This is a genomic window from Streptomyces sp. NPDC026672, from assembly GCF_040638185.1.
In the GTDB taxonomy this organism is placed as follows: Bacteria; Actinomycetota; Actinomycetes; order Streptomycetales; family Streptomycetaceae; genus Streptomyces.
Genome location: NZ_JBEZXS010000015.1, coordinates 17,442 through 36,616, shown reverse-complemented (window position 1 = coordinate 36,616; position 19,175 = coordinate 17,442). Strand labels below are relative to the sequence as shown.

Genomic DNA, 19,175 nt, shown 5'->3' with positions numbered 1-19,175 from the left:
CCTTCGCGGTCACCGCCTCACTCGGGACCGCCCGACCCCGCGCCGTCGCGACTGTCCCCCCACCGGCGCAGCGACGATGGACTCCCAGACCTCACAGTCATCCCAGGCACCCCAGTCACCTCACTCGTTCCAGGTCGACCTGCGCGGTCTGGTGGACCTGCTCTCCCATCACCTCTACTCCAGCCCCAAGGTCTATCTGCGCGAGCTGCTGCAGAACGCCGTGGACGCCGTCACCGCCCGGCGGGCCGAGGAGCCCGGCGCCCCGGCGCGGGTGCGGCTGTACGCCGACGGGGGCACCCTGCGCGTGGAGGACACCGGCGTCGGGCTCACCGAGTCGGACGTGCACGGCCTGCTGGCGACCATCGGCCGCAGCTCCAAGCGGGCGGAGGGGCTCCAGGAGGTCCGCTCGGACTTCCTGGGCCAGTTCGGCATCGGTCTGCTCGCCTGCTTCGTGGTGGCCGAGCGGATCCGGGTGGTGAGCCGCAGCGCCCGTGCGCCCGGGGCGCCGCCCGTGGAGTGGACGGCGCGCGACGACGGCTCGTACACCGTGCGCACGCTGCCCGACGCGGCACGGCCCGAGCCCGGCACCACCGTGCACCTGGTGGCGCGGGCCGGCGCGGGCGAGTGGCTCGCGCCCGAGCGGGTGCTGGCGCTGGCCCGGGAGTTCGGTTCGCTGCTGCCGTACGACGTCCGCGTGGGCGACGAGGAGGTCACCGACCTGCCGGCGCCCTGGGACCGCGCGTACCCCTCCCCCGCCACCCGCCGGGTCGCGCTGGCCCGGCACTGCCACGACCTGTTCGGGTTCACGCCGCTGGACTCGATCGACCTGTCCGTGCCGCTGGCCGGTGTCCGCGGGGTGGCGTACGTGCTGCCGGCCTCGGTCAGCCCGGCGCAGCGTGCGACGCACCGGGTGCACCTCAAGGGCATGCTGCTGACGGAGCGGGCCGAACAGCTGCTGCCGGACTGGGCGTTCTTCGTGCGCTGCGTCCTGGACACGGACAGTCTGCGGCCCACGGCGTCGCGCGAGTCGCTGTACGAGGACGAGACCCTGGCGGCGGTGCGGGACGCGCTCGGCGAACGGATCCGCTCCTGGCTGACCGGGCTCGCGGCGGGCGACCCGGAGCGGCTGGCCGCCTTCCTCGCCGTGCACCACCTGGGTGTGAAGTCGCTGGCCCGGCACGACGGGGAGATGCTGCGCACGATGCTGCCGTGGCTGCCCTTCGAGACGAGCGACGGGCGGCTGTCCCTGGAGGAGTTCGCGCAGCGCCACCCGGTGGTGCACTTCACGCGGACGGTCGAGGAGTACCGGCAGGTCGCGCCGATCGCGTCCGCGCAGGGCGTCGGTGTGGTCAACGGCGGTTACACGTACGACAGCGAGCTGGTCGAGGCGCTGCCCGCGGTGCGGCCGGGGACGGTGGTCGCCGAGCTGGACGCGGACACCGTGACCGCCCATCTGGACGCGGTCGACCCGGCGGAGGAGCTGGCCCTGTCGGGGTTCCTTGCGGCCGCGCGGGCGAAGCTCGACCCGCTGGGCTGCGACGTCGTGCTGCGCGCCTTCCATCCGCTGTCGGTGCCGGCTCTGCACCTGGACGACCGGGCCGCCCGCCACGAGCAGGCCCGCGCGGACGCCGAGGAGCGGGCGGACGATCTGTGGGCGGGCATCCTGGGCTCGCTGCGCGGCAGCGCCCCCCGCGCGCGGCTGGTGCTCAACCATCTGAACCCGCTGATCCGGCGGATCAGTTCCCTGCGCGACCCGGAGCTGATCGGCACCGCCACGGAGTCGCTGTACGGACAGGCGCTGCTCATGGCGCAGCGCCCGCTGCGGCCGGCCGACTCGGCCCTGCTCAACCGCGCGTTCATCGGCCTCCTGGAGTGGGCCACTCACGGGGAGGACGGTCGTCGGTGACCGGGATCGAGGACTTCGACGCGCTGCGGCGCGCGATGGCGGAGAACGCCGAGCAGCCGGAGGGTCCGGCGCGCAACGCGCGCGCGGAGCGGCTGCTCGCCGAGGCCGAGCGGCTGGACGTCCCGCTCGCCGTGATCGAGGCGCTGGGACACCAGCTGAAGGTCTACAACTACAGCTCCGAGAAGGACAGGATGTTCGTCCCGTTCGCGCGGCTGCTGCGCATGTGGGACGAGCGCCCGGAGGACTTCGACGAGTACGAGGCGCACTCGCTGCACTGGGTCTTCAAGTGGATGTCGGCGGGCATGCTGGACCAGCCGCACGTCCCGCTGGCGTCGGTGGAGAAGTGGCTCGGTGAGATGGAGCACCGCTACCGGCTGGCCGGGCACTCCGAACGGGCGGTGCGCAGCGCCGAGTTCGGGGTGGCCGCGCACATCGGGGACCGGGCGCGCGCCGAGCGGGCGTACACGGCGTGGCTGGCCGCGGACCGGGACCGGATGGCGGACTGCCACGCCTGTGAGCTGCATGGGCAGGGCTCGTGGCAGGTGGAGCGGGGCCGGGACGCCGAGGCGCTGGAGCTGTGGCGGCCGGTCCTGGAGGGCGAGTACACCTGCGCGCACGAGCCGCACACGGTCCTCGCCTCGTCGCTGCTGCCGCTGCTGAGGCTGGGCCGCGCGGAGGAGGCCCGCGCGAACCATCTGCGGGGCTTCCGGCTGGTGCGGCCCATGGAGAGCATGCGGAGCGCGTACGCGGACCACGTGGAGTTCTGCGCGCTGACCGGAAACGAGGCGCGGGGTCTCGAACTGCTGGCGGAGCGGCCCGCGTACCTCACGGACGCCGGTCAGCCGCGCAGCCGGCTGGACTTCCTGGCGGTGGTGGCGCTGCTGGCGGAGCGGCTGACGGGGCTCGGGCTGGGCGAGCGGGAGGTGCCGGGGCCGGCCGGGCGGTCGTGGACGGCGCGGGAGCTGGCCGCCCACGCGCGGGCCGAGGCGCTGGAGCTGGCGGAGCGGTTCGACCGGCGCAACGGGACGCCGTACGTCGGTGAGCGGGTGCGGGAGCGCATGGCGCGGCTGCCGCTCGCGGAGCGGCTGCCGCTGGGGGTGCGTTCGGCCCCGGTGCGTACGTCCGCCGTGGCGCCGGGCGTTCCGGTCGCCGTGCCGGACGCGGGGGCCGAGGCGGGAGCAGCGGCGCCGGATCTGCCGGAGCTGATCGCCGAGGCGCGGCGGCTGTCGGACGGGCTGCGGCCGTACGCCCCGGAGGCGTGGGCGGCGGTGGCGCGGGCCGCCGAGGGGGTCGAGCTGGAAGCGCGCGACCGGGCGGAGATCGCCGATCACGAGGCGATGGGCCGCGGTCCGGAGGGCGTCGGGCTGTTCCACCGGGCGGCCGGGCTGTACGCGGAGGCGGGCGACCCGGGCGAGGCGCTGGCGGCCCACGCGCGGGCGGCGTACGTCCGGGCGCTGGAGGGCGGGCCGGACGAACTGGACGAGGCGCTCGCGGCGGTCGCGGGGCCGTACGACGAGGTGCTCGCGCTGTACGCGGAGGACGCCACCGGGGTGCGGCAGGCCGCGTCGGTGGTGATGTGCCGGGCGCGCATCCTGATGCGGCGGGTGCACGCGGAGGCGGCGGACGCGGCGGACGCGGCGAGCTCGATGGGCTCCGCGGAGGCGGCCGTCGACGCGGAGGGCGCCGTGCGGGAGGTGCTTGCGCTGGTCGAGGGGCGTACCGAGGGGGACGTGCGGCTGGCGGCGCGGGAGGCCGAGGCGCGGGCCATGCTCGCGGAGCTGGCCGAGCGCGCCGGGGACGCGGAGCGCGCGGAGGAGCTGTTCGGGCGGGCCGTGGAGCGGTTCGCGGGGGTGGGGCTGCCGTGGTTCGCGGTGGAGTACGACGTGCGGGTGGCCGCGCTCGCCCACGCGCGCGGGGACGCCGCCGGGGCCGAGCGGGCGCTGCGGGCGGCCCTGGAGCACGGCGGGCCGTACGTGGAGGCGACCGGAAGGGCCCAGCTGCATCTTCAGCTCGCGGAGGTCGTCGGCGGCCGGGGCGAGGTGCGCGAGGCCGCGGAGCACGCGCTGGAGGCGGCGCACTGGGCCGACGAGGCCGGGGAGAGCGGCACGCTGGGCTCCTGGGCCCGCCATCTGCTGGGCGGCTTCCTGCTGCGGCAGGGGCGGTACGCGGAGGCGGCGGAGGTGCTGGAGTCGGCGCTGCCCGACCTGAGCGCGCAGACGCACGGGGACGGCGCGATCGTGCAGGCCCGGTGGTGGCTCGGCGACTGTCTGGGCCGGCTGGGTGAGCACCGGGCCGCCGCCGAGCACCGACTGCGGGCCGCCGAGATCGCCCGGCACTGGCCGGAGCAGCAGGACCACGCGACGCTCGCGCACCTGGCGGCCGAGTCGCTCGACGAGGCGGGGCTGCCCGAGGAGGCGGACCGTTCGTACGCGCGGGCGTGCGAGCTGTGGGACGCGCTCGGCGACGTCCACGGTCTGGTGCGCGCGCTGCGGGCGCGGGCCTGGCTGGCGCCGCGTACCGGTGCGGGGCTCGACGGGGCGCGGGAGCTGATGGGCGAGGCGGTGCGGGTGTGCTCGCGGGCGCTGGAGTCGGCGGACGACGAGTCCGCCCGGTTCCGGCTCGTCCACGAACTCGGCCACACGCACCGGCAGTTCGGTGATCTGCTGGCCCGTACGGTGCCGGAGGAGGCCGAGGACACGGCGATCCGGGCGGTGTTCACGGAGGCGCTGGCCGAGATGGACCGGGCAGCCGCCACGTTCGCGTCCCTCGGCGAGGCCGCCCTGCACGAGCGCACGGCGGCGGAACTGGCGGCGGGCTGGCTGGAGGCCGACCTGGGGCGCACCCCGGCCGCGGCGTCCCGCGCCCGAACGGTACTCGCGGCCTACGGGACGACGGACCCGACGGGCGAGGACGAAACGACCCAGGCCCGGCTGGCAGAGGCCACCCAACTGCTGAACCTTCCGGAGGAGTAGAGCCGGAGGAGTAGAGCCGGAGCAGCGGACCGGAGGTGGCCGGGGCGGGGTGGAGGGGGGCGTGGTCCGCGCCCGTGGGGGGGGAAGAGGGGGACGGCCCGTCCGGCGGGACACTCCGGCCTCTGCGCGGTGCGAACCGCCGACAGGCGGACGCCCCGGAAGCGGGCAGCGCGCGAACGCCCGGGGAGGGCCGGCCCGGGGCCCCGTCCGCGCGACGGTGCCCGGCAGCGGTCCGACGGCCCGGTACCCCGGGAGCTCGACGGCCCGAAGACCCGGGAGCCGGCCGTCCGCTTCCCCCTACGGGCGGCAGCCCCCCGTCACTCCACGCCGATCAGCAGCAGGGCTCCCTGGTGGCCGCCCCGGTAGGTGATCGTGTCGACTGCCAGGTAGGACTCGCGTACGCGGGTCTCCAGGTGGGTGGCGACGGTGTCGGGGGCGTCGTCGCCGAGGACCAGGGTGACGAGTTCGCCGCCGGCCTGGAGCATGCGGTCCAGGACGGTCTCGGCGGTGGTGGCGAGGTCCGCGCCGATGACGGCGACGTCGCCGTCGATCAGCCCGAGGACGTCGCCGGCCTGGCAGATGCCGGCCATGGTCCAGGACTGGCGCTCGGCCACGGCGACCTCGGCGTAGCGGGTGGCACCGGCCGCCGAGGTCATCGCCACGACGTCCTCGTCGAAGCGCCGCCCCGGCTCGTGCACGGCGAGCGCGGCGATGCCCTGGACGGCCGAGCGCGTCGGGATGAGGGCGACGCGGACTCCCTCCGCACGGGCCTGCTCGGCCGCCGCGGCGGCGGTGTGGCGCAGCTCGGCGTCGTTGGGCAGCAGGACGACCTCGCGCGCGTGGGCGCGGCGCACGGCGTCCACCAGCTCCCCGCTGGCGGGCGGCTCCCCGGGGCGCGCGAGCACGGTGGTGGCGCCGGCCTCGCCGTACAGCCCGGCCAGCCCCTCGCCGGGCACGACCGCGACGACGGCCCGCTGCACCGGCTCCCGGGGCGGCGGCGTGCCGCCCCGCGTGTGGACGTCGCCGAGTCCGAAGTGGGTGATGCGGATGCGGTGCGGCCGTCCGGCCTCGACGCCCGCCTCCACGGCGGCGCCCGCGTCGTCCACGTGCACGTGGACGTTCCACAGCCCGTCGCCGCCGACCACCACCAGGGAGTCCCCGAGGGCGTCGAGCCGTGTCCGCAGCCGCTCCACGGCGTTGTCGTCGGCGTCCAGCAGATAGATCACCTCGAAGGCGGGCCCGCCCGGTCCGCTCCCGTCGCCGCACGCCTCCCCCGCGACGGCGGCCCCGGGCGCGTGGGCCGCCACACGCGTGTGCACCGGTACGGCCGTGCCCGGCTCCTCCCCGGTGAACGTCTCCACGAGCGCCGAGAGCAGCGCGACCAGTCCGCGTCCGCCGGCGTCCACCACCCCGGCCTTCTCCAGCACGGCCAGTTGGCCCGGCGTGGCCGCGAGGGCCGCGCGCGCGCCCTCGTAGGCGGCCCGTGCCACGGTGCCGCAGTCGCCCTCCGCCCCCTCGGCGGCGTCGGCGGCGGCCGAGGCGACGGTCAGGACGGTGCCCTCGACGGGGTGGGCCACCGCGCGGCGGGCGGCGTCGGCGGCGCAGCGCAGGGCGAGCCGCAGCCCCGGCCCGTCGGCGTACGGGGTCCCGCCCCCGTCGGCGAGCACCTGCGCCAGACCGCGCAGCAGCTGCGCCAGGATGGTCCCGGAGTTCCCGCGCGCCCCGATCAGCGCCCCGTGCGCCATCGCGCGCACCGCCTCGGCGAGCGAGGGCCCGTCGCCTTCCCCCGCGCCGATCTCGTACCCGGAGAACACGGCCTCGACGGCGCCCGCCGCGGACTCCAGCGTCAGGTACAGGTTCGTGCCGGTGTCCCCGTCCGCGACCGGGTAGACGTTGATGGCGTCGATCTCCTCGCGCGCCCCGCCCAGCGCCCGGAGCGCATGACCGCACCAGGTGCGCACCGCGAGAGCATCGAAGAATGTCTGCGGCACCTGCGCCACCTGCGCCTCCTCGGACCTGCTGGACGTGGACGCAGCGTAGACCCCGGGAGGGTCCCGGCCGGAACAGGGCGGGGAGCCCGGCCCCGGGCCGCCGTGGTAGTTTCGACCTACGGACGCAGCCGTTGTATGCTGCTCCGGTTGCCCGATCCACATCGGGCCATTCCCCTGGCAACGCCACTCAGATCTCGGATCCAAGGATCCTCCGATCCCGGCATGCCGGGATCAACCGTAAGTGCATCTGAAGTCTTTGGAGTGACCCGTGGCTGCCAACTGCGACGTCTGCGGCAAGGGGCCGGGCTTCGGCAACAACATCTCGCACTCGCACCGCCGTACGTCCCGCCGCTGGAACCCGAACATCCAGCGTGTGCGTACCGTGGTGGGCGGGACGCCGAAGCGCGTGAACGCTTGCACCTCGTGCATCAAGGCCGGCAAGGTGTCGCGCTGACGCACAGCGCGGCCACTGCTGGTTCGTTGCACTGAGCCGGTCCACCCGCGGGTGGACCGGCTTTTTGCCGTGCCCGTGCGGCCGCCGTGCCCGGGTGTCCGCCGAGGCAATGCGCCCGGGTGTCCCCGCGCCCGCGGGATCATTCGGGCGTTCTGAACCGCCACGCGTGATCGACCGGCCCGATCCCCCCGCCCAGCGCGAAACCGGCGGCGATCGCCCCGGTGACGTACCGCTTGGCCGCGGCGACCGCGTCGGGCACGGAGAGCCCCTTCGCCAGGCCCACCGCGATCGCGGAGGCGAGGGTGCAGCCCGTGCCGTGCGTGTGCTGGTTGTCGTACCTCGGGGCCCGCAGCCAGTGCTCCTCGGAGCCGTCGGTCAGCAGATCGACCGCCTGGCTCCCGCCCGTCGACCGCTCGTCCCCGGGCAGGTGCCCGCCCTTGATCAGCGCCCACCGCGGCCCGTACGCCAGGACGGCCTCGGCCGCCTCCCGCATCCCCTCCTCCGATGTGACGTGGACACCCGTGAGTTGGGTCACCTCGTCGAGGTTGGGGGTGGCCACGGTCGCCACCGGCAGCAGCTTCGTGCGGACCGAGTCCAGCGCCGAGGCCGCCAGCAGCGGGTCGCCGTGCTTGGAGACGCCCACCGGGTCCACGACCGCCGGCGCGTCCGTGCCGTCCAGCAACTCGGCGACCGCCTCGACCAGTTCGGCCGAGGCCAGCATGCCGGTCTTCACGGCGCGTACGCCGATGTCGTCGACCACGCTGCGGTACTGGGCGCGCACCGCCTCCACCGGCAGCTCCCAGGCGCCCTGTACACCGAGGGAGTTCTGCGCGGTCACCGCCGTGATCACGCTCATGCCGTGCACACCGAGCGCAAGCATCGTCTTCAGGTCGGCCTGCACCCCGGCCCCGCCCCCGGAGTCGGAGCCGGCCACCGTCAGCACCGTGGGGATCACGACTCCGCGTCCCCGAAGTGGTCCCAGCCGCCCTTGCGGGTCCAGGGCGCCCCGTCGACCGTCACCTGGGGCAGCGCCGAGGGGTTGAGGACCTCGCCGATGACCTTCCAGCGGGCCGGCAGCTTCACGTCCGGCGGGAAGGTCGCCACGATCGCGTGGTCCTCTCCCCCGGTCAGCACCCACTGGAGCGGGTCGACGCCGACGGCCTGGCCGATGTCGTTCATCTGGGACGGAATGTCGATCGCGCCGGAGCGGACGTCTATGCGGACCTTGCTGGCCTCGGCGATGTGCCCGAGGTCGGCGATCAGCCCGTCGCTCACGTCGCACATCGCGGTCGCCCCGAGCCCGGCCGCCGCCGGACCCGCGTGGTACGGCGGTTCGGGCCGCCGGTGGGCCTCGACGAAGGCGCGCGGCGAGCGGAAGCCCCGGGAGAGCACCGCGTATCCGGCGGCCGACCAGCCCAGCCAGCCGGTGACGGCGACGAGGTCGCCGGGCTGGGCGCCCGCGCGGGTCACCGGTTCCTGGTTTCGCAGATCGCCGAGCGCGGTGATCGACACCATGATCGTGTCGCCGCGCACGACGTCCCCGCCGACCACGGAGGCGCCCGCGACCTGGCACTCGTCGCGCAGTCCGTCCATCAGCTCGCTGGGCCAGGTGACCGGGAGTTCGGCGGGCACGACCAGGCCGAGCAGCAGGGCGGTCGGCACGGCGCCCATGGCGGCGATGTCCGCGAGGTTCTGCGCCGCCGCCTTGCGCCCGACGTCGTAGGCCGTGGACCAGTCGCGGCGGAAGTGCCGCCCCTCCAGCAGGATGTCGGTGCTCGCCACCACCCGCCGGTCGGGCGCGGCGACCACCGCGGCGTCGTCACCCGGGCCGACCCGGACGGCCGGGGTGGTCGTCAGACGGGAGGTGAGCTCCCTGATGAGCCCGAACTCCCCGAGCTCACCAACCGTGCCCTTCATTGCCCTTACGCCCCTTCTGTCCCTGTCCGTGCCCGCTCGCGCAGGGTGGTCGTCCTGGTTACGGTCGAGATGACCGTCACGTTCCGCCGGGCCCGCGCCCCGGCGCGGTGACCCCGGTTCCCGCAGGTCTCCCCGCGACGAGCGGCGACGCGATACCGTGGCGTTCCTTTTCCCCACATGATCCTCGTGGCCGCCCTGGAGGTTCCGTGGTACAGGCGTACATCCTGATCCAGACGGAGGTCGGCAAGGCGTCGACCGTCGCCGAGACGATCAGCAAGCTCCCTGGCGTCGTCCAGGCCGAGGACGTGACGGGACCCTATGACGTGATCGTGCGCGCACAGGCCGACACCGTGGACGACCTCGGCCGCATGGTGGTCGCCAAGATCCAGCAAGTGGACGGCATCACCCGCACCCTGACCTGCCCGGTCGTGCATCTGTAGCCCCCGTCTACCCTTGGCCGGTGACCTTCTACCGCCGTCGGCTCCTCGGCCTGCCCGCGCTGGTCCTGCTGATGCCCTTCGCGGGCTGTTCCTCGGCGGACGGCGGCTCCGCCGTCGCGGTTCCCAGCCCCGGTCCGGGGACCGCCGGACTGTGTCGGAACCTGGACGAGGCGCTGCCCGCCGAGGTGGACGGCGCCGGCCGGGCCGATCCCGAGCCCCGGTCCGCCCTCACGGCGGCCTGGGGAGGCTCGGCGATCATACTGCGCTGCGGTGTCGACCGCCCGTCCAAGATGACCGATCCGAAGGTCGCCGAGGGCGGGGACCGCGACGCCGTCGCGGGCGGGGTGAACGGGGTGGACTGGCTGATGGAACGGCGGGACGACGGGTCGTACCGCTTCACCACGGCCAACCGCCGTGCCTACGTCCAGGTGTCCGTGACCGAGGACCGCGCCGGCGACAGCTCCGCCGTGCTCGTGCAGCTGGCCCCGGCCATCAAGAAGGCGATCCCCGAGGGGATCGCCGACTGATGTGCCCGGGGCCCGTGCCCCCTCGCCGTCACCGCAGGCCGGTCGGCCTCCGCAGGGCCGCCTGCACCAGGCGGTCCACCAGCTCCGGGTAGCCGATCCCGCTCGCCTGCCACATCTGCGGGTACATGGAGATCGGTGTGAAGCCGGGCATCGTGTTGATCTCGTTGATCACGAACTCGCCGTCCTCGGTGAGGAAGAAGTCCGCGCGCACCAGCCCCTCGCAGGAGGCCGCCTCGAACGCGTCCACCGCGAGCCGCCGCACCTCGGCGGTCTCCTCCTCGGTGAGCGGCGCCGGCACGATGCCGGGCGTGGAGTCGATGTACTTGGCCTCGAAGTCGTAGTACGCGTGCGCGTCCGGCGGCGGGATCTCGGCCGGCACGGAGGCGCGCGGCCCGTCCTCGAACTCCAGCACGCCGCACTCGATCTCGCGGCCCCTGAGCGCCGCCTCGACCAGGATCTTCGGGTCGTGGCGCTGCGCCTCGGCGATGGCCTCGTCGAGCCCGGAGAGGTCGTCGACCTTGGTGATGCCGATGGACGATCCCGCGCGCGCGGGCTTCACGAACAGGGGCCAGCCGTGCTCGGCGGCGAAGTCCACGATCCGCCTGCGGGCGGCGGACTCGTCCTGCCGCCACTCGCGGGGCCTGACCACCACGTACGGGCCGACCTTGAGCCCGAAGGAGGTGAACACCCGCTTCATGTACTCCTTGTCCTGGCCGACGGCCGAGGCGAGCACACCCGCGCCCACGTACGGCACACCGGACAGCTCCAGGAGCCCCTGGAGGGTGCCGTCCTCGCCGTACGGGCCGTGCAGCACGGGGAAGACGACGTCGACCTCGCCGAGCGCCTTGGGCACGGAGCCCGGCTCGGTGTAGACGACCTCGCGGTTGGCGGGGTCGACGGGGAGCACCACGCCGCCCTCGTCCGACTCGGCGAGGTCCTCGACGGTGGGCGTGCGCCGGTCGGCGATGGCCATGCGGTCGGGCTCGTCCGCGGTGAGGGCCCACCGGCCGTCCCGGGTGATGCCGATGGGCAGGACGTCGTACTTGGCCCGGTCGATGGCCCGCAGTACGGCGCCCGCGGTGACCACGGAGATCCCGTGTTCGGAGCTGCGGCCGCCGAACACGACGGCCACACGCGGCTTGCGAGACGGCTGCTCAGGGCTCTGGGGGAGGTTCTCGGTGCTCATATCGCGATGAGAGTACCGGTTGGTATCGGCGGAGTCAGTGCCCACTCCGCCGCCGTCGCCGAGCGTCGCACGGACGGTCGCTCAGCGTCGCGTCGGCACCGGTCAGCGCCGTTCCGGCTTCGCGCTGCGCGACATCAGCTCCTTGAGGGCGACGACCGGCGGCTTGCCCTCGTGGACGATGCCCACGACCGTCTCCGTCAGGGGCATGTCCACCCCGTGCCTGCGGGCCAGATCCAGCACGGACTCGCAGGACTTGACGCCCTCGGCGGTCTGCCTGGTGACCGCGATGGTCTCCTCCAGGGTCATGCCCTTGCCGAGGTTGGTGCCGAAGGTGTGGTTGCGCGACAGCGGCGAGGAGCAGGTGGCGACCAGGTCGCCGAGGCCCGCGAGCCCGGAGAAGGTCAGCGGGTCGGCGCCGAGCGCCATGCCGAGCCGGGTGGTCTCGGCGAGGCCGCGCGTGATGAGCGACCCCTTGGCGTTGTCACCGAGCCCCATGCCGTCGGCGATGCCGACCGCGAGCCCGATCACGTTCTTGACCGCGCCGCCGAGTTCGCAGCCCACGACGTCGGTGTTGGTGTACGGGCGGAAGTACGGGGTGTGGCAGTGGGCCTGGAGCCGCCGGGCGACCGCCTCGTCCGTGCAGGCCACCACGCCCGCGGCCGGCATCCGGGCGGCGATCTCCCGGGCCAGGTTGGGGCCGGTGATCACGGCGACCCGGTCGGGGTCGACCTTCACGACGTCCTCGATGACCTCGCTCATCCGCATGGCGGAACCGAGTTCGACCCCCTTCATCAGGGAGACGACCACGGTGTCCGGGGCGAACAGCGGGCCCCATTCGGCGAGGTTGGCGCGCAGCGTCTGGGAGGGCACCGACAGCACCGTGAAGTCGGCGCCCGCCGCGGCCTCGGCGGGGTCGGTGGTGGCGCGCAGGTTGCGCGGGAGTTCGACGCCGGGCAGGTAGTCGGGGTTGGTGCGGCCGGAGTTGATCGCCTCGGCGACCTCCGCCCGGCGGGCCCACAGGGTGACCTCGCAGCCCGCGTCGGCGAGCACCATCCCGAACGCCGTGCCCCACGAACCGGCGCTGTACACCGCCGCCTTGACAGGCTCGCTCACTTGCCGCCGGCCCCTTCCGTTTCCTGCCCGGTCTGCGCCCGTGTCCTGCGCCGCTGCTCGATCCGCTCACTGCGCGGGTCGTACGGCGTCTCGGGCGCCTTCTCGCCGCGGATCTCCTCCAGCAGGGCCGTGACCGCGGCCATGATGACCTCGGTGGCCTCCTTGAGGACCTCCGCCGTCATCTCCTTGCCGTAGAAGCGTGACAGGTCCACGGGCGGACCCGCGAGCACATGGTGGGTCTTGCGCGGCAGGATCTGCGGCTTCTTGCTGTACGGCGGCAGCAGCTCGTTGGCGCCCCACTGGGCGACCGGGACCACCGGGCACTTGGTCTGCAGGGCGACGCGCGCGGCACCGGTCTTGGCGGTCATGGGCCAGCCGGCGGGGTCGCGGGTGATGGTGCCCTCGGGGTAGAAGGCGACGCACTCGCCGCGCTCCACGGCGTCGATCGCGGCCCGGAACGCGCTGAGCGCGTCGGTGCTCTCGCGGTAGACGGGGATCTGCCCGGTGCCGCGCATGGCGGCGCCGACGAGGCCCTTCTTGAAAAGACCGCTCTTGGCGAGGAATCGCGGAACACGCCCGGTGTTGTACTGATAGTGCGCGTACGCGAAGGGGTCCACGTGTGAATTGTGGTTCACCGCGGTGATAAAACCGCCCTCGGCCGGAATGTGCTCCATTCCACGCCAGTCCCGCTTGATCAGAACCACCAGGGGCGGTTTGCAGATCACCGCGGCGAAGCGGTACCAGAAGCCGATTCTGCGGCGGGGCACGCGGACACCTTCCTCTAGGACCTGGGAGACGCACAAGTGTCGCCCCAGACCGCCTGTCTGTCGAGAACACCGTACGCCCCGACACCCGGACCACCAGATGGTCCAGGTGACAATGTCCGCAACAAGAGAGGGACGGTACGTCGGTGCAGTGGACCTTGGTCATCCCCGTGAAGCCCTTGGCGCGGGCCAAGAGCAGGCTCGCGGACACCGCAGGCGACGGACTGCGCCCGGGCCTCGCCCTCGCGTTCGCGCAGGACACGGTCGCCGCGGCGCTGGCCTGTACGGCGGTCGGGGGTGTGGCGGTTGTCACGGACGATCCGCTGGCCGGCCGGGAACTGGCCGCGCTGGGCGCCCGGGTGGTCCCGGACGAGCCCGGCGGGGGTCTGAACGCCGCGCTGGCGCACGGAGCGGCGCAGGTCCGCGCGGTGCGTCCCGGGGCCGCGGTCGCCGCCCTGAACGCCGATCTCCCCGCGCTGCGCCCGCTGGAATTGTCCCGGGTGCTCGACGCGGCGGCGCAATTCCCGCGGGCTTTTCTCGCCGATGCGGCCGCAATCGGCACGACGTTCCTCGCGGCGGCCCCCGGTCATGAATTGCGCCCCGCTTTCGGCATCGATTCCCGGGCCCTGCACCATGCCTCCGGCGCGGTGGAACTGAGGCTCACCGGAGTGGATTCCGTACGGCAGGACGTGGACACCGGGGAGGACCTGCGGGCCGCGCTCGCGCTCGGGGTGGGACCGCGCACCGCGGCGGCGGCCGCGCGGCTGTTGATCCCGGGGCAGTAGGCTGCCGCCATGCAGGCGACCGCATACACGTACGATCCCGAAACCCGCAGCGGACAGGTGCTGCTGGACGACGGCACCCCGGTGCCGTTCGACGCGCAGGCGTTCGAGGCGGGCGGCCTCCGACTGCTGCGGCCCGGACAGCGGGTGCACATCGAGACGGAACCGTCCGGCGACGACGAAAAGGGCCTGCGGATCACGCTGGTGACCCTCCAGACCCTCTGATCCGGCCCGCGCCCCGGACCCTCCCCACACACCGTGCACACGCCGCGGGCCGGGCTCCCGAGGGAGTCCGGCCCGGCGTGTGAGTGCCCCTGGGCGTGTGCGCCTAGCGCGCGGTGGCCTTCTTGGCGGTGGTCTTGCGTGCCGTCGACTTCTTGGCCGGCGCCTTCTTGGCGGTGACCTTCTTCGCCGGGGCCTTCTTGGCGGTGGTCTTCTTCGCCGCCGCCGTGGTCTTCTTGGCGGCGGCGCCCTTGGCCGTCGCCTTCTTGGCGGTGGTCTTCTTGGCCGCGGCCGTCGTCTTCTTGGCCGCCACCTTCTTCGCCGTGACCTTCTTCGCCGCGGCGGTCGCCTTCTTGGCGGTAACCTTCTTCGCGGCGGCCTTCTTGACCGCCGCGGAAGCGCCGCCGGTCAGGCTGCCCTTGGGCGCCTTCTTGACGGCGACCTCGCCACCGCGCGGGAGCTTCTTCGTGCCGCTGACCAGGTCCTTGAAGCCCTGACCTGCGCGGAAGCGCGGGACGGAGGTCTTCTTGACCCGAACCCGCTCGCCCGTCTGGGGGTTGCGGGCGTAGCGGGCGGGACGGTCCACCTTCTCGAACGAACCGAAACCGGTGACCGACACCCGGTCCCCCGCGACGGTCGCGCGGACAATGGCGTCCAGGACCGCGTCGACAGCGTCGGCGGCCTGCTGGCGGCCGCCCAGCTTGTCGGCAATCGCTTCTACGAGCTGCGCCTTGTTCACGTCTTCCCCTTCGGAGACATCGCCAGAACGAAAGTGTTCAAGCTTTTTCGCACGTTAGGCAGATATATACCGCAAATCAAACACGAAACGGGCTAATCACCCTTGTGCCGCAGCGGACTCGGCCCGCTCGGGCTGTTCAGCCTTCCTCTTCGGGGATTCGGCCCTCGTCGAGGTCACTGTTGAACCGCTCGAGACGCCTTGCCGCGTCGGCGAGATCGTGCTTGGCCGCGGCCGTAATGACCAGCAGCTTCCGGGTCAGCGCCATCCGTACGCCCTCCGGGACTTGCAGTGCGCGCACTCTTGCGTGCGCTTCCTTCAGCAGGTCCGCGACCGCCGTATAGAGCTCGAGTTGGCCGTCGTGTTCCATGCACAGATTGTGCCATCTGGGGCGAGTTGTCGCCTGCGCAGGGGGCAACTGCCGCCTCCGACGGGCCTTCCGAGCCCGCCCCCGACTGCCTTCCTGAGGACCGCCTACCCCGTCAACGACCCCGATAACGTGGGAAGTTGATGAGAAAGCCGGGGTCGGACGAGATCATCCGACCCCGGACATGGCTGTACCCCCAATCGTGGCGATCGGGGGTACAGAGGGGGTGTTGGGGTGGCCGAAACTCGACGGGCCGGGGCCCCTGGATCAGACCGTCAGCGTCCGCGGCTTGTAAGAGGGCCGCTTGGCCTCGTACGCGGCGATGTCGTCCTCGTTCCGGAGGGTGAGGGAGATGTCGTCCAGCCCGTTCAGCAGCCGCCAGCGGGAGTTCTCGTCCAGCTCGAAGGAGGCGGTGACGCCCTCGGCGCGCACCTCGCGGGCTTCGAGGTCGACCGTGATCTCCGCCTGCGGGTCCTTCTCTGCGAGCTCCCACAGCGCGTCCACGATCTTCTGCTCCAGGACCACCGTGAGCAGGCCGTTCTTCAGCGAGTTACCGCGGAAGATGTCGGCGAAGCGGGAGGAGATCACGGCCTTGAAGCCGTAGTTCTGGAGCGCCCAGACGGCGTGCTCGCGGGAGGAGCCGGTGCCGAAGTCGGGGCCGGCGACCAGCACGGTGGCACCCTGGCGCTCGGGCCGGTTGAGAATGAACTCCGGGTCCTTGCGCCAGGCCTCGAACAGCCCGTCCTCGAATCCGTCCCTGGTCACCTTCTTGAGCCAGTGGGCGGGGATGATCTGGTCGGTGTCGACGTTGCTGCGGCGCAGCGGGACGGCCCGGCCGGTGTGCGTGGTGAATGCTTCCATGGCTCTCAGACTCCAGCGGGCGTACGGGTGTCGGCGTCGGACAGGTCGGCCGGGGAGGCCAGGTGGCCCAGTACCGCCGTGGCGGCCGCGACCTGCGGCGACACCAGGTGCGTACGGCCGCCCTTGCCCTGCCGGCCCTCGAAGTTGCGGTTGGAGGTGGACGCGGAGCGCTCGCCGGGGGCCAGCTGGTCGGGGTTCATGCCGAGGCACATCGAACAGCCCGCGTGCCGCCATTCGGCGCCGGCCTCCTTGAAGACCACGTCCAGACCCTCGGAGACGGCCTGGAGACCCACGCGCGCGGAACCGGGGACGACCAGCATCCGTACGCCGTCGGCGACTTTGCGGTCCTTGAGGACGCCGGCGGCGGCCCGCAGGTCCTCGATGCGGCCGTTGGTGCACGAGCCTACGAAGACGGTGTCCACGCGGATGTCGCGCAGCGCCTGCCCGGCGGTCAACCCCATGTATTCCAGGGCCTTTTCGGCGGAGAGCCGCTCCGAAGCGTCTTCGTACGAAGCCGGGTCGGGGACCGCCGCCGAAAGCGGTGCGCCCTGGCCCGGGTTGGTGCCCCAGGTGACGAACGGGGAGAGCGCGGCGGCGTCGATGACGACCTCGGCGTCGAAGACCGCGTCGTCGTCGGTGCGCAGGGTCTTCCAGTACGCGACCGCGGCGTCCCAGTCGGCGCCCTCGGGGGCGTGCGGACGGCCCTGGAGGTAGGCGAAGGTGGTCTCGTCGGGGGCGATCATGCCCGCGCGGGCGCCGGCCTCGATGGACATGTTGCAGATGGTCATGCGCGCTTCCATCGAGAGCTTCTCGATGGCGGAGCCGCGGTACTCCAGGACGTAGCCCTGGCCGCCGCCGGTGCCGATCTTCGCGATGATCGCCAGGATCAGGTCCTTGGCGGTGACGCCCTCGGGCAGTTCGCCCTCGACGGTGATCGCCATGGTCTTCGGACGGGCCAGGGGCAGCGTCTGGGTGGCGAGCACGTGCTCGACCTGGGAGGTGCCGATGCCGAACGCCAGGGCGCCGAAGGCACCGTGCGTGGAGGTGTGGGAGTCGCCGCAGACCACCGTCGTACCGGGCTGGGTCAGGCCCAGCTGAGGGCCGACGACGTGCACGACGCCCTGCTCGACGTCGCCCAGCGGGTGTAGGCGCACCCCGAACTCGGCGCAGTTCTTGCGCAGGGTCTCCAGCTGGGCGCGGGAGACCGGGTCCGCGATGGGCTTGTCGATGTCGAGGGTCGGGGTGTTGTGGTCCTCGGTCGCGATGGTGAGGTCGAGGCGGCGCACCTGGCGGCCGTTCTGCCTGAGACCGTCGAACGCCTGCGGGCTGGTCACCTCGTGCAGCAGGTGCAGATCGATGAAGAGGAGGTCGGGCTCGCCCTCGGCGCGCCGGACGACGTGGTCGTCCCAGACCTTCTCCGCGAGTGTCCTACCCATCGCTTTCCCTCCGGCCGGCCATCACGCGCCGGCCCAACTAGAGATCTGTGAGGAGACGGCGCGTCCCCTCCGGGAGGCGCCCCCTTCGGCCCGCACGCCGCCGCATGGTCCGGGCGTCCGATGCCGGGCCCGCCGTCCGCGGGCCGCTGTGTCTTCCAGGGTGGCGCGTTCCCCGGAAAATTGAACTTGCGTTTCACAGAGTGAGACGGGAGTATCGTTGCATGGACAACAGTAGCGGCGTCGGCGTTCTGGACAAGGCGGCCCTTGTCCTGAGCGCCCTGGAGTCCGGTCCGGCCACCCTCGCGGGTCTGGTCGGCGCCACCGGACTGGCACGGCCCACGGCCCACCGGCTGGCCGTGGCCCTGGAACACCACCGCATGGTGGCACGCGACATGCAGGGCCGGTTCATCCTCGGCCCCCGGCTGGCCGAACTGGCCGCGGCGGCGGGCGAGGACCGGCTGCTCGCGACGGCCGGCCCGGTGCTCACCCACCTCCGGGACGTCACCGGTGAGAGCGCGCAGCTCTACCGGCGCCAGGGTGACATGCGCATCTGCGTGGCCGCGGCGGAGCGGCTGTCCGGACTGCGGGACACGGTCCCGGTCGGCTCGACGCTCACGATGAAGGCGGGCTCGTCCGCACAGATCCTCATGGCGTGGGAGGAGCCGGAGCGGCTGCACCGCGGTCTCCAGGGCGCCCGCTTCACGGCGACCGCCCTGTCGGGGGTGCGGCGGCGCGGCTGGGCCCAGTCCATCGGTGAGCGCGAGCCGGGTGTCGCCTCGGTCTCGGCACCGGTGCGCGGCCCGTCCAACCGGGTGGTCGCCGCGGTGTCCGTCTCCGGCCCGATCGAGCGCCTGACCCGTCACCCCGGCCGGATGCACGCCCAGGCGGTCATCGACGCGGCGGCCCGCCTCTCGGAAGCCCTACGCCGTTCGGGCTGAGAACCGGCGAAACAACACCCGTCGGGAAAGGCCGGCCCCAACGCCGCGGCAGGCCGACCCCGACGGCCCCAGGGACGCGCCCCGAAGGGGCGCGAGGAACTGCGCGAGCAACCACGCACGACCCGCACCAGCCGAACAACACGAATGGCCCCCCACCTCAGCGCATCGGCTGAGGCGAAGAGCCATCGTCCCGTACCCCCGACCGGATTCGAACCGGCGCTACCGCCTTGAGAGGGCGGCGTGCTAGGCCGCTACACAACGGGGGCGTGGAGCCTGCGTTTCCGCAGGTCCGAGCTGGTCTACCTGGACTCGAACCAAGACTAACTGAACCAGAATCAGTCGTGCTGCCAATTACACCATAGACCAATGTGGTTTAGACCAGTCAGTACCCCCGACCGGATTCGAACCGGCGCTACCGCCTTGAGAGGGCGGCGTGCTAGGCCGCTACACAACGGGGGCCCTGATCCCGAAGGATCCGTACCCCCGACCGGATTCGAACCGGCGCTACTGCCTTGAGAGGGCAGCGTGCTAGGCCGCTACACAACGGGGGCTTCGCGGATGAG

General features: G+C 73.0%; 18 protein-coding genes and 4 tRNA genes. 8 read left to right on the top strand and 14 right to left on the bottom strand.

Annotation, left to right across the window (positions count from 1 at the left end; all coding sequences use genetic code 11):
• Positions 1–76 precede the first annotated feature (76 nt).
• A complete protein-coding gene (locus AB0F77_RS19100; RefSeq protein WP_361949482.1) occupies positions 77–1,906 on the top strand; it encodes an HSP90 family protein in 1,830 nt (609 codons plus the stop codon).
• Positions 1,903–4,878 (top strand): tetratricopeptide repeat protein, encoded by a 2,976-nt coding sequence (locus tag AB0F77_RS19095; RefSeq protein ID WP_361949479.1) that lies wholly within the window; start codon positions 1,903–1,905, stop codon positions 4,876–4,878. The genes AB0F77_RS19100 and AB0F77_RS19095 overlap by 4 nt, the downstream gene beginning before the upstream one ends.
• A 317-nt stretch (positions 4,879–5,195) precedes the next feature.
• Here AB0F77_RS19095 and AB0F77_RS19090 read toward each other — a convergent pair whose 3' ends face one another.
• Entirely contained in the window at positions 5,196–6,878 is a 1,683-nt protein-coding gene (locus tag AB0F77_RS19090; RefSeq protein WP_361949476.1) for a DAK2 domain-containing protein, read from the bottom strand.
• 259 nt (positions 6,879–7,137) lie between these two features.
• Between AB0F77_RS19090 and rpmB the strand changes: the two genes are divergently transcribed.
• A complete protein-coding gene (gene rpmB, locus AB0F77_RS19085) occupies positions 7,138–7,323 on the top strand; it encodes a 50S ribosomal protein L28 (RefSeq protein ID WP_003993230.1) in 186 nt (61 codons plus the stop codon).
• A 139-nt stretch (positions 7,324–7,462) separates the two neighbouring features.
• Here rpmB and thiD read toward each other — a convergent pair whose 3' ends face one another.
• Positions 7,463–8,278, bottom strand: coding sequence for a bifunctional hydroxymethylpyrimidine kinase/phosphomethylpyrimidine kinase (gene thiD, locus AB0F77_RS19080; protein WP_361949473.1), 816 nt, complete (start codon positions 8,276–8,278; stop codon positions 7,463–7,465).
• Positions 8,275–9,240 (bottom strand): thiamine-phosphate kinase, encoded by a 966-nt coding sequence (locus AB0F77_RS19075; protein WP_361949470.1) that lies wholly within the window; start codon positions 9,238–9,240, stop codon positions 8,275–8,277. The genes thiD and AB0F77_RS19075 overlap by 4 nt, the downstream gene beginning before the upstream one ends.
• A gap of 206 nt (positions 9,241–9,446) precedes the next feature.
• Between AB0F77_RS19075 and AB0F77_RS19070 the strand changes: the two genes are divergently transcribed.
• Both AB0F77_RS19070 and AB0F77_RS19065 read left to right on the top strand, forming a co-directional pair.
• Positions 9,447–9,680: an Lrp/AsnC ligand binding domain-containing protein gene (locus AB0F77_RS19070; protein WP_361949467.1), complete on the top strand. Its 234-nt coding sequence runs from the start codon at positions 9,447–9,449 to the stop codon at positions 9,678–9,680.
• A 20-nt stretch (positions 9,681–9,700) separates the two neighbouring features.
• Complete coding sequence (locus tag AB0F77_RS19065; RefSeq protein WP_361949464.1) at positions 9,701–10,207, top strand: DUF3515 domain-containing protein; 507 nt, start codon at positions 9,701–9,703, stop codon at positions 10,205–10,207.
• Positions 10,208–10,235: 28 nt separating this feature from the next.
• Here the strand turns inward: AB0F77_RS19065 and AB0F77_RS19060 are convergent, their stop codons facing one another.
• The 3 genes from AB0F77_RS19060 to AB0F77_RS19050 all read right to left on the bottom strand — a co-directional run bounded on the left by AB0F77_RS19060 (position 10,236) and on the right by AB0F77_RS19050 (position 13,273).
• A complete protein-coding gene (locus AB0F77_RS19060; RefSeq protein ID WP_361949461.1) occupies positions 10,236–11,393 on the bottom strand; it encodes a D-alanine--D-alanine ligase family protein in 1,158 nt (385 codons plus the stop codon).
• Between the two features lie 102 nt (positions 11,394–11,495).
• Positions 11,496–12,506, bottom strand: a complete 1,011-nt coding sequence (locus AB0F77_RS19055; RefSeq protein ID WP_361949458.1) for an NAD(P)H-dependent glycerol-3-phosphate dehydrogenase — start codon at positions 12,504–12,506, stop codon at positions 11,496–11,498.
• Complete coding sequence (locus AB0F77_RS19050; protein ID WP_361949455.1) at positions 12,503–13,273, bottom strand: lysophospholipid acyltransferase family protein; 771 nt, start codon at positions 13,271–13,273, stop codon at positions 12,503–12,505. Before AB0F77_RS19050 ends, AB0F77_RS19055 begins: the two co-directional genes overlap by 4 nt.
• A 143-nt stretch (positions 13,274–13,416) precedes the next feature.
• On the opposite strand from AB0F77_RS19050, the gene cofC reads away from it, so the two are divergent.
• Together cofC and AB0F77_RS19040 are read left to right on the top strand one after the other, a co-directional pair.
• Positions 13,417–14,055 (top strand): 2-phospho-L-lactate guanylyltransferase, encoded by a 639-nt coding sequence (cofC, locus tag AB0F77_RS19045; RefSeq protein WP_361949452.1) that lies wholly within the window; start codon positions 13,417–13,419, stop codon positions 14,053–14,055.
• 9 nt (positions 14,056–14,064) lie between these two features.
• Positions 14,065–14,277 carry a hypothetical protein gene (locus tag AB0F77_RS19040; protein ID WP_361949449.1) on the top strand — a complete coding sequence of 71 codons (213 nt, stop codon included), beginning with the start codon at positions 14,065–14,067 and terminating at the stop codon, positions 14,275–14,277.
• A gap of 103 nt (positions 14,278–14,380) precedes the next feature.
• Here the strand turns inward: AB0F77_RS19040 and AB0F77_RS19035 are convergent, their stop codons facing one another.
• From AB0F77_RS19035 to leuC, 4 genes are all read right to left on the bottom strand, one after another.
• On the bottom strand, positions 14,381–15,013 hold the full coding sequence (locus AB0F77_RS19035) for an HU family DNA-binding protein (RefSeq protein ID WP_361949446.1): 633 nt from the start codon (positions 15,011–15,013) through the stop codon (positions 14,381–14,383).
• Positions 15,014–15,149: 136 nt separating this feature from the next.
• Positions 15,150–15,380, bottom strand: a complete 231-nt coding sequence (locus AB0F77_RS19030; RefSeq protein ID WP_361949443.1) for a hypothetical protein — start codon at positions 15,378–15,380, stop codon at positions 15,150–15,152.
• A gap of 264 nt (positions 15,381–15,644) precedes the next feature.
• Complete coding sequence (gene leuD, locus AB0F77_RS19025; protein ID WP_361949440.1) at positions 15,645–16,238, bottom strand: 3-isopropylmalate dehydratase small subunit; 594 nt, start codon at positions 16,236–16,238, stop codon at positions 15,645–15,647.
• A gap of 5 nt (positions 16,239–16,243) precedes the next feature.
• Positions 16,244–17,674 carry a 3-isopropylmalate dehydratase large subunit gene (gene leuC, locus AB0F77_RS19020; RefSeq protein ID WP_361949437.1) on the bottom strand — a complete coding sequence of 477 codons (1,431 nt, stop codon included), beginning with the start codon at positions 17,672–17,674 and terminating at the stop codon, positions 16,244–16,246.
• A gap of 221 nt (positions 17,675–17,895) precedes the next feature.
• On the opposite strand from leuC, the gene ndgR reads away from it, so the two are divergent.
• Complete coding sequence (ndgR, locus tag AB0F77_RS19015) at positions 17,896–18,612, top strand: IclR family transcriptional regulator NdgR (protein WP_009320373.1); 717 nt, start codon at positions 17,896–17,898, stop codon at positions 18,610–18,612.
• Positions 18,613–18,805: 193 nt separating this feature from the next.
• On the opposite strand, the gene AB0F77_RS19010 is transcribed toward ndgR, so the two are convergent.
• From AB0F77_RS19010 to AB0F77_RS18995, 4 genes are all read right to left on the bottom strand, one after another.
• Positions 18,806–18,878 (bottom strand) — tRNA-Glu (locus AB0F77_RS19010).
• Between the two features lie 28 nt (positions 18,879–18,906).
• Positions 18,907–18,978, bottom strand: a tRNA-Gln gene (locus AB0F77_RS19005).
• Between the two features lie 20 nt (positions 18,979–18,998).
• Positions 18,999–19,071: transfer RNA gene (locus AB0F77_RS19000), tRNA-Glu, on the bottom strand.
• Between the two features lie 19 nt (positions 19,072–19,090).
• Positions 19,091–19,163, bottom strand: a tRNA-Glu gene (locus AB0F77_RS18995).
• Positions 19,164–19,175: the final 12 nt, after the last annotated feature.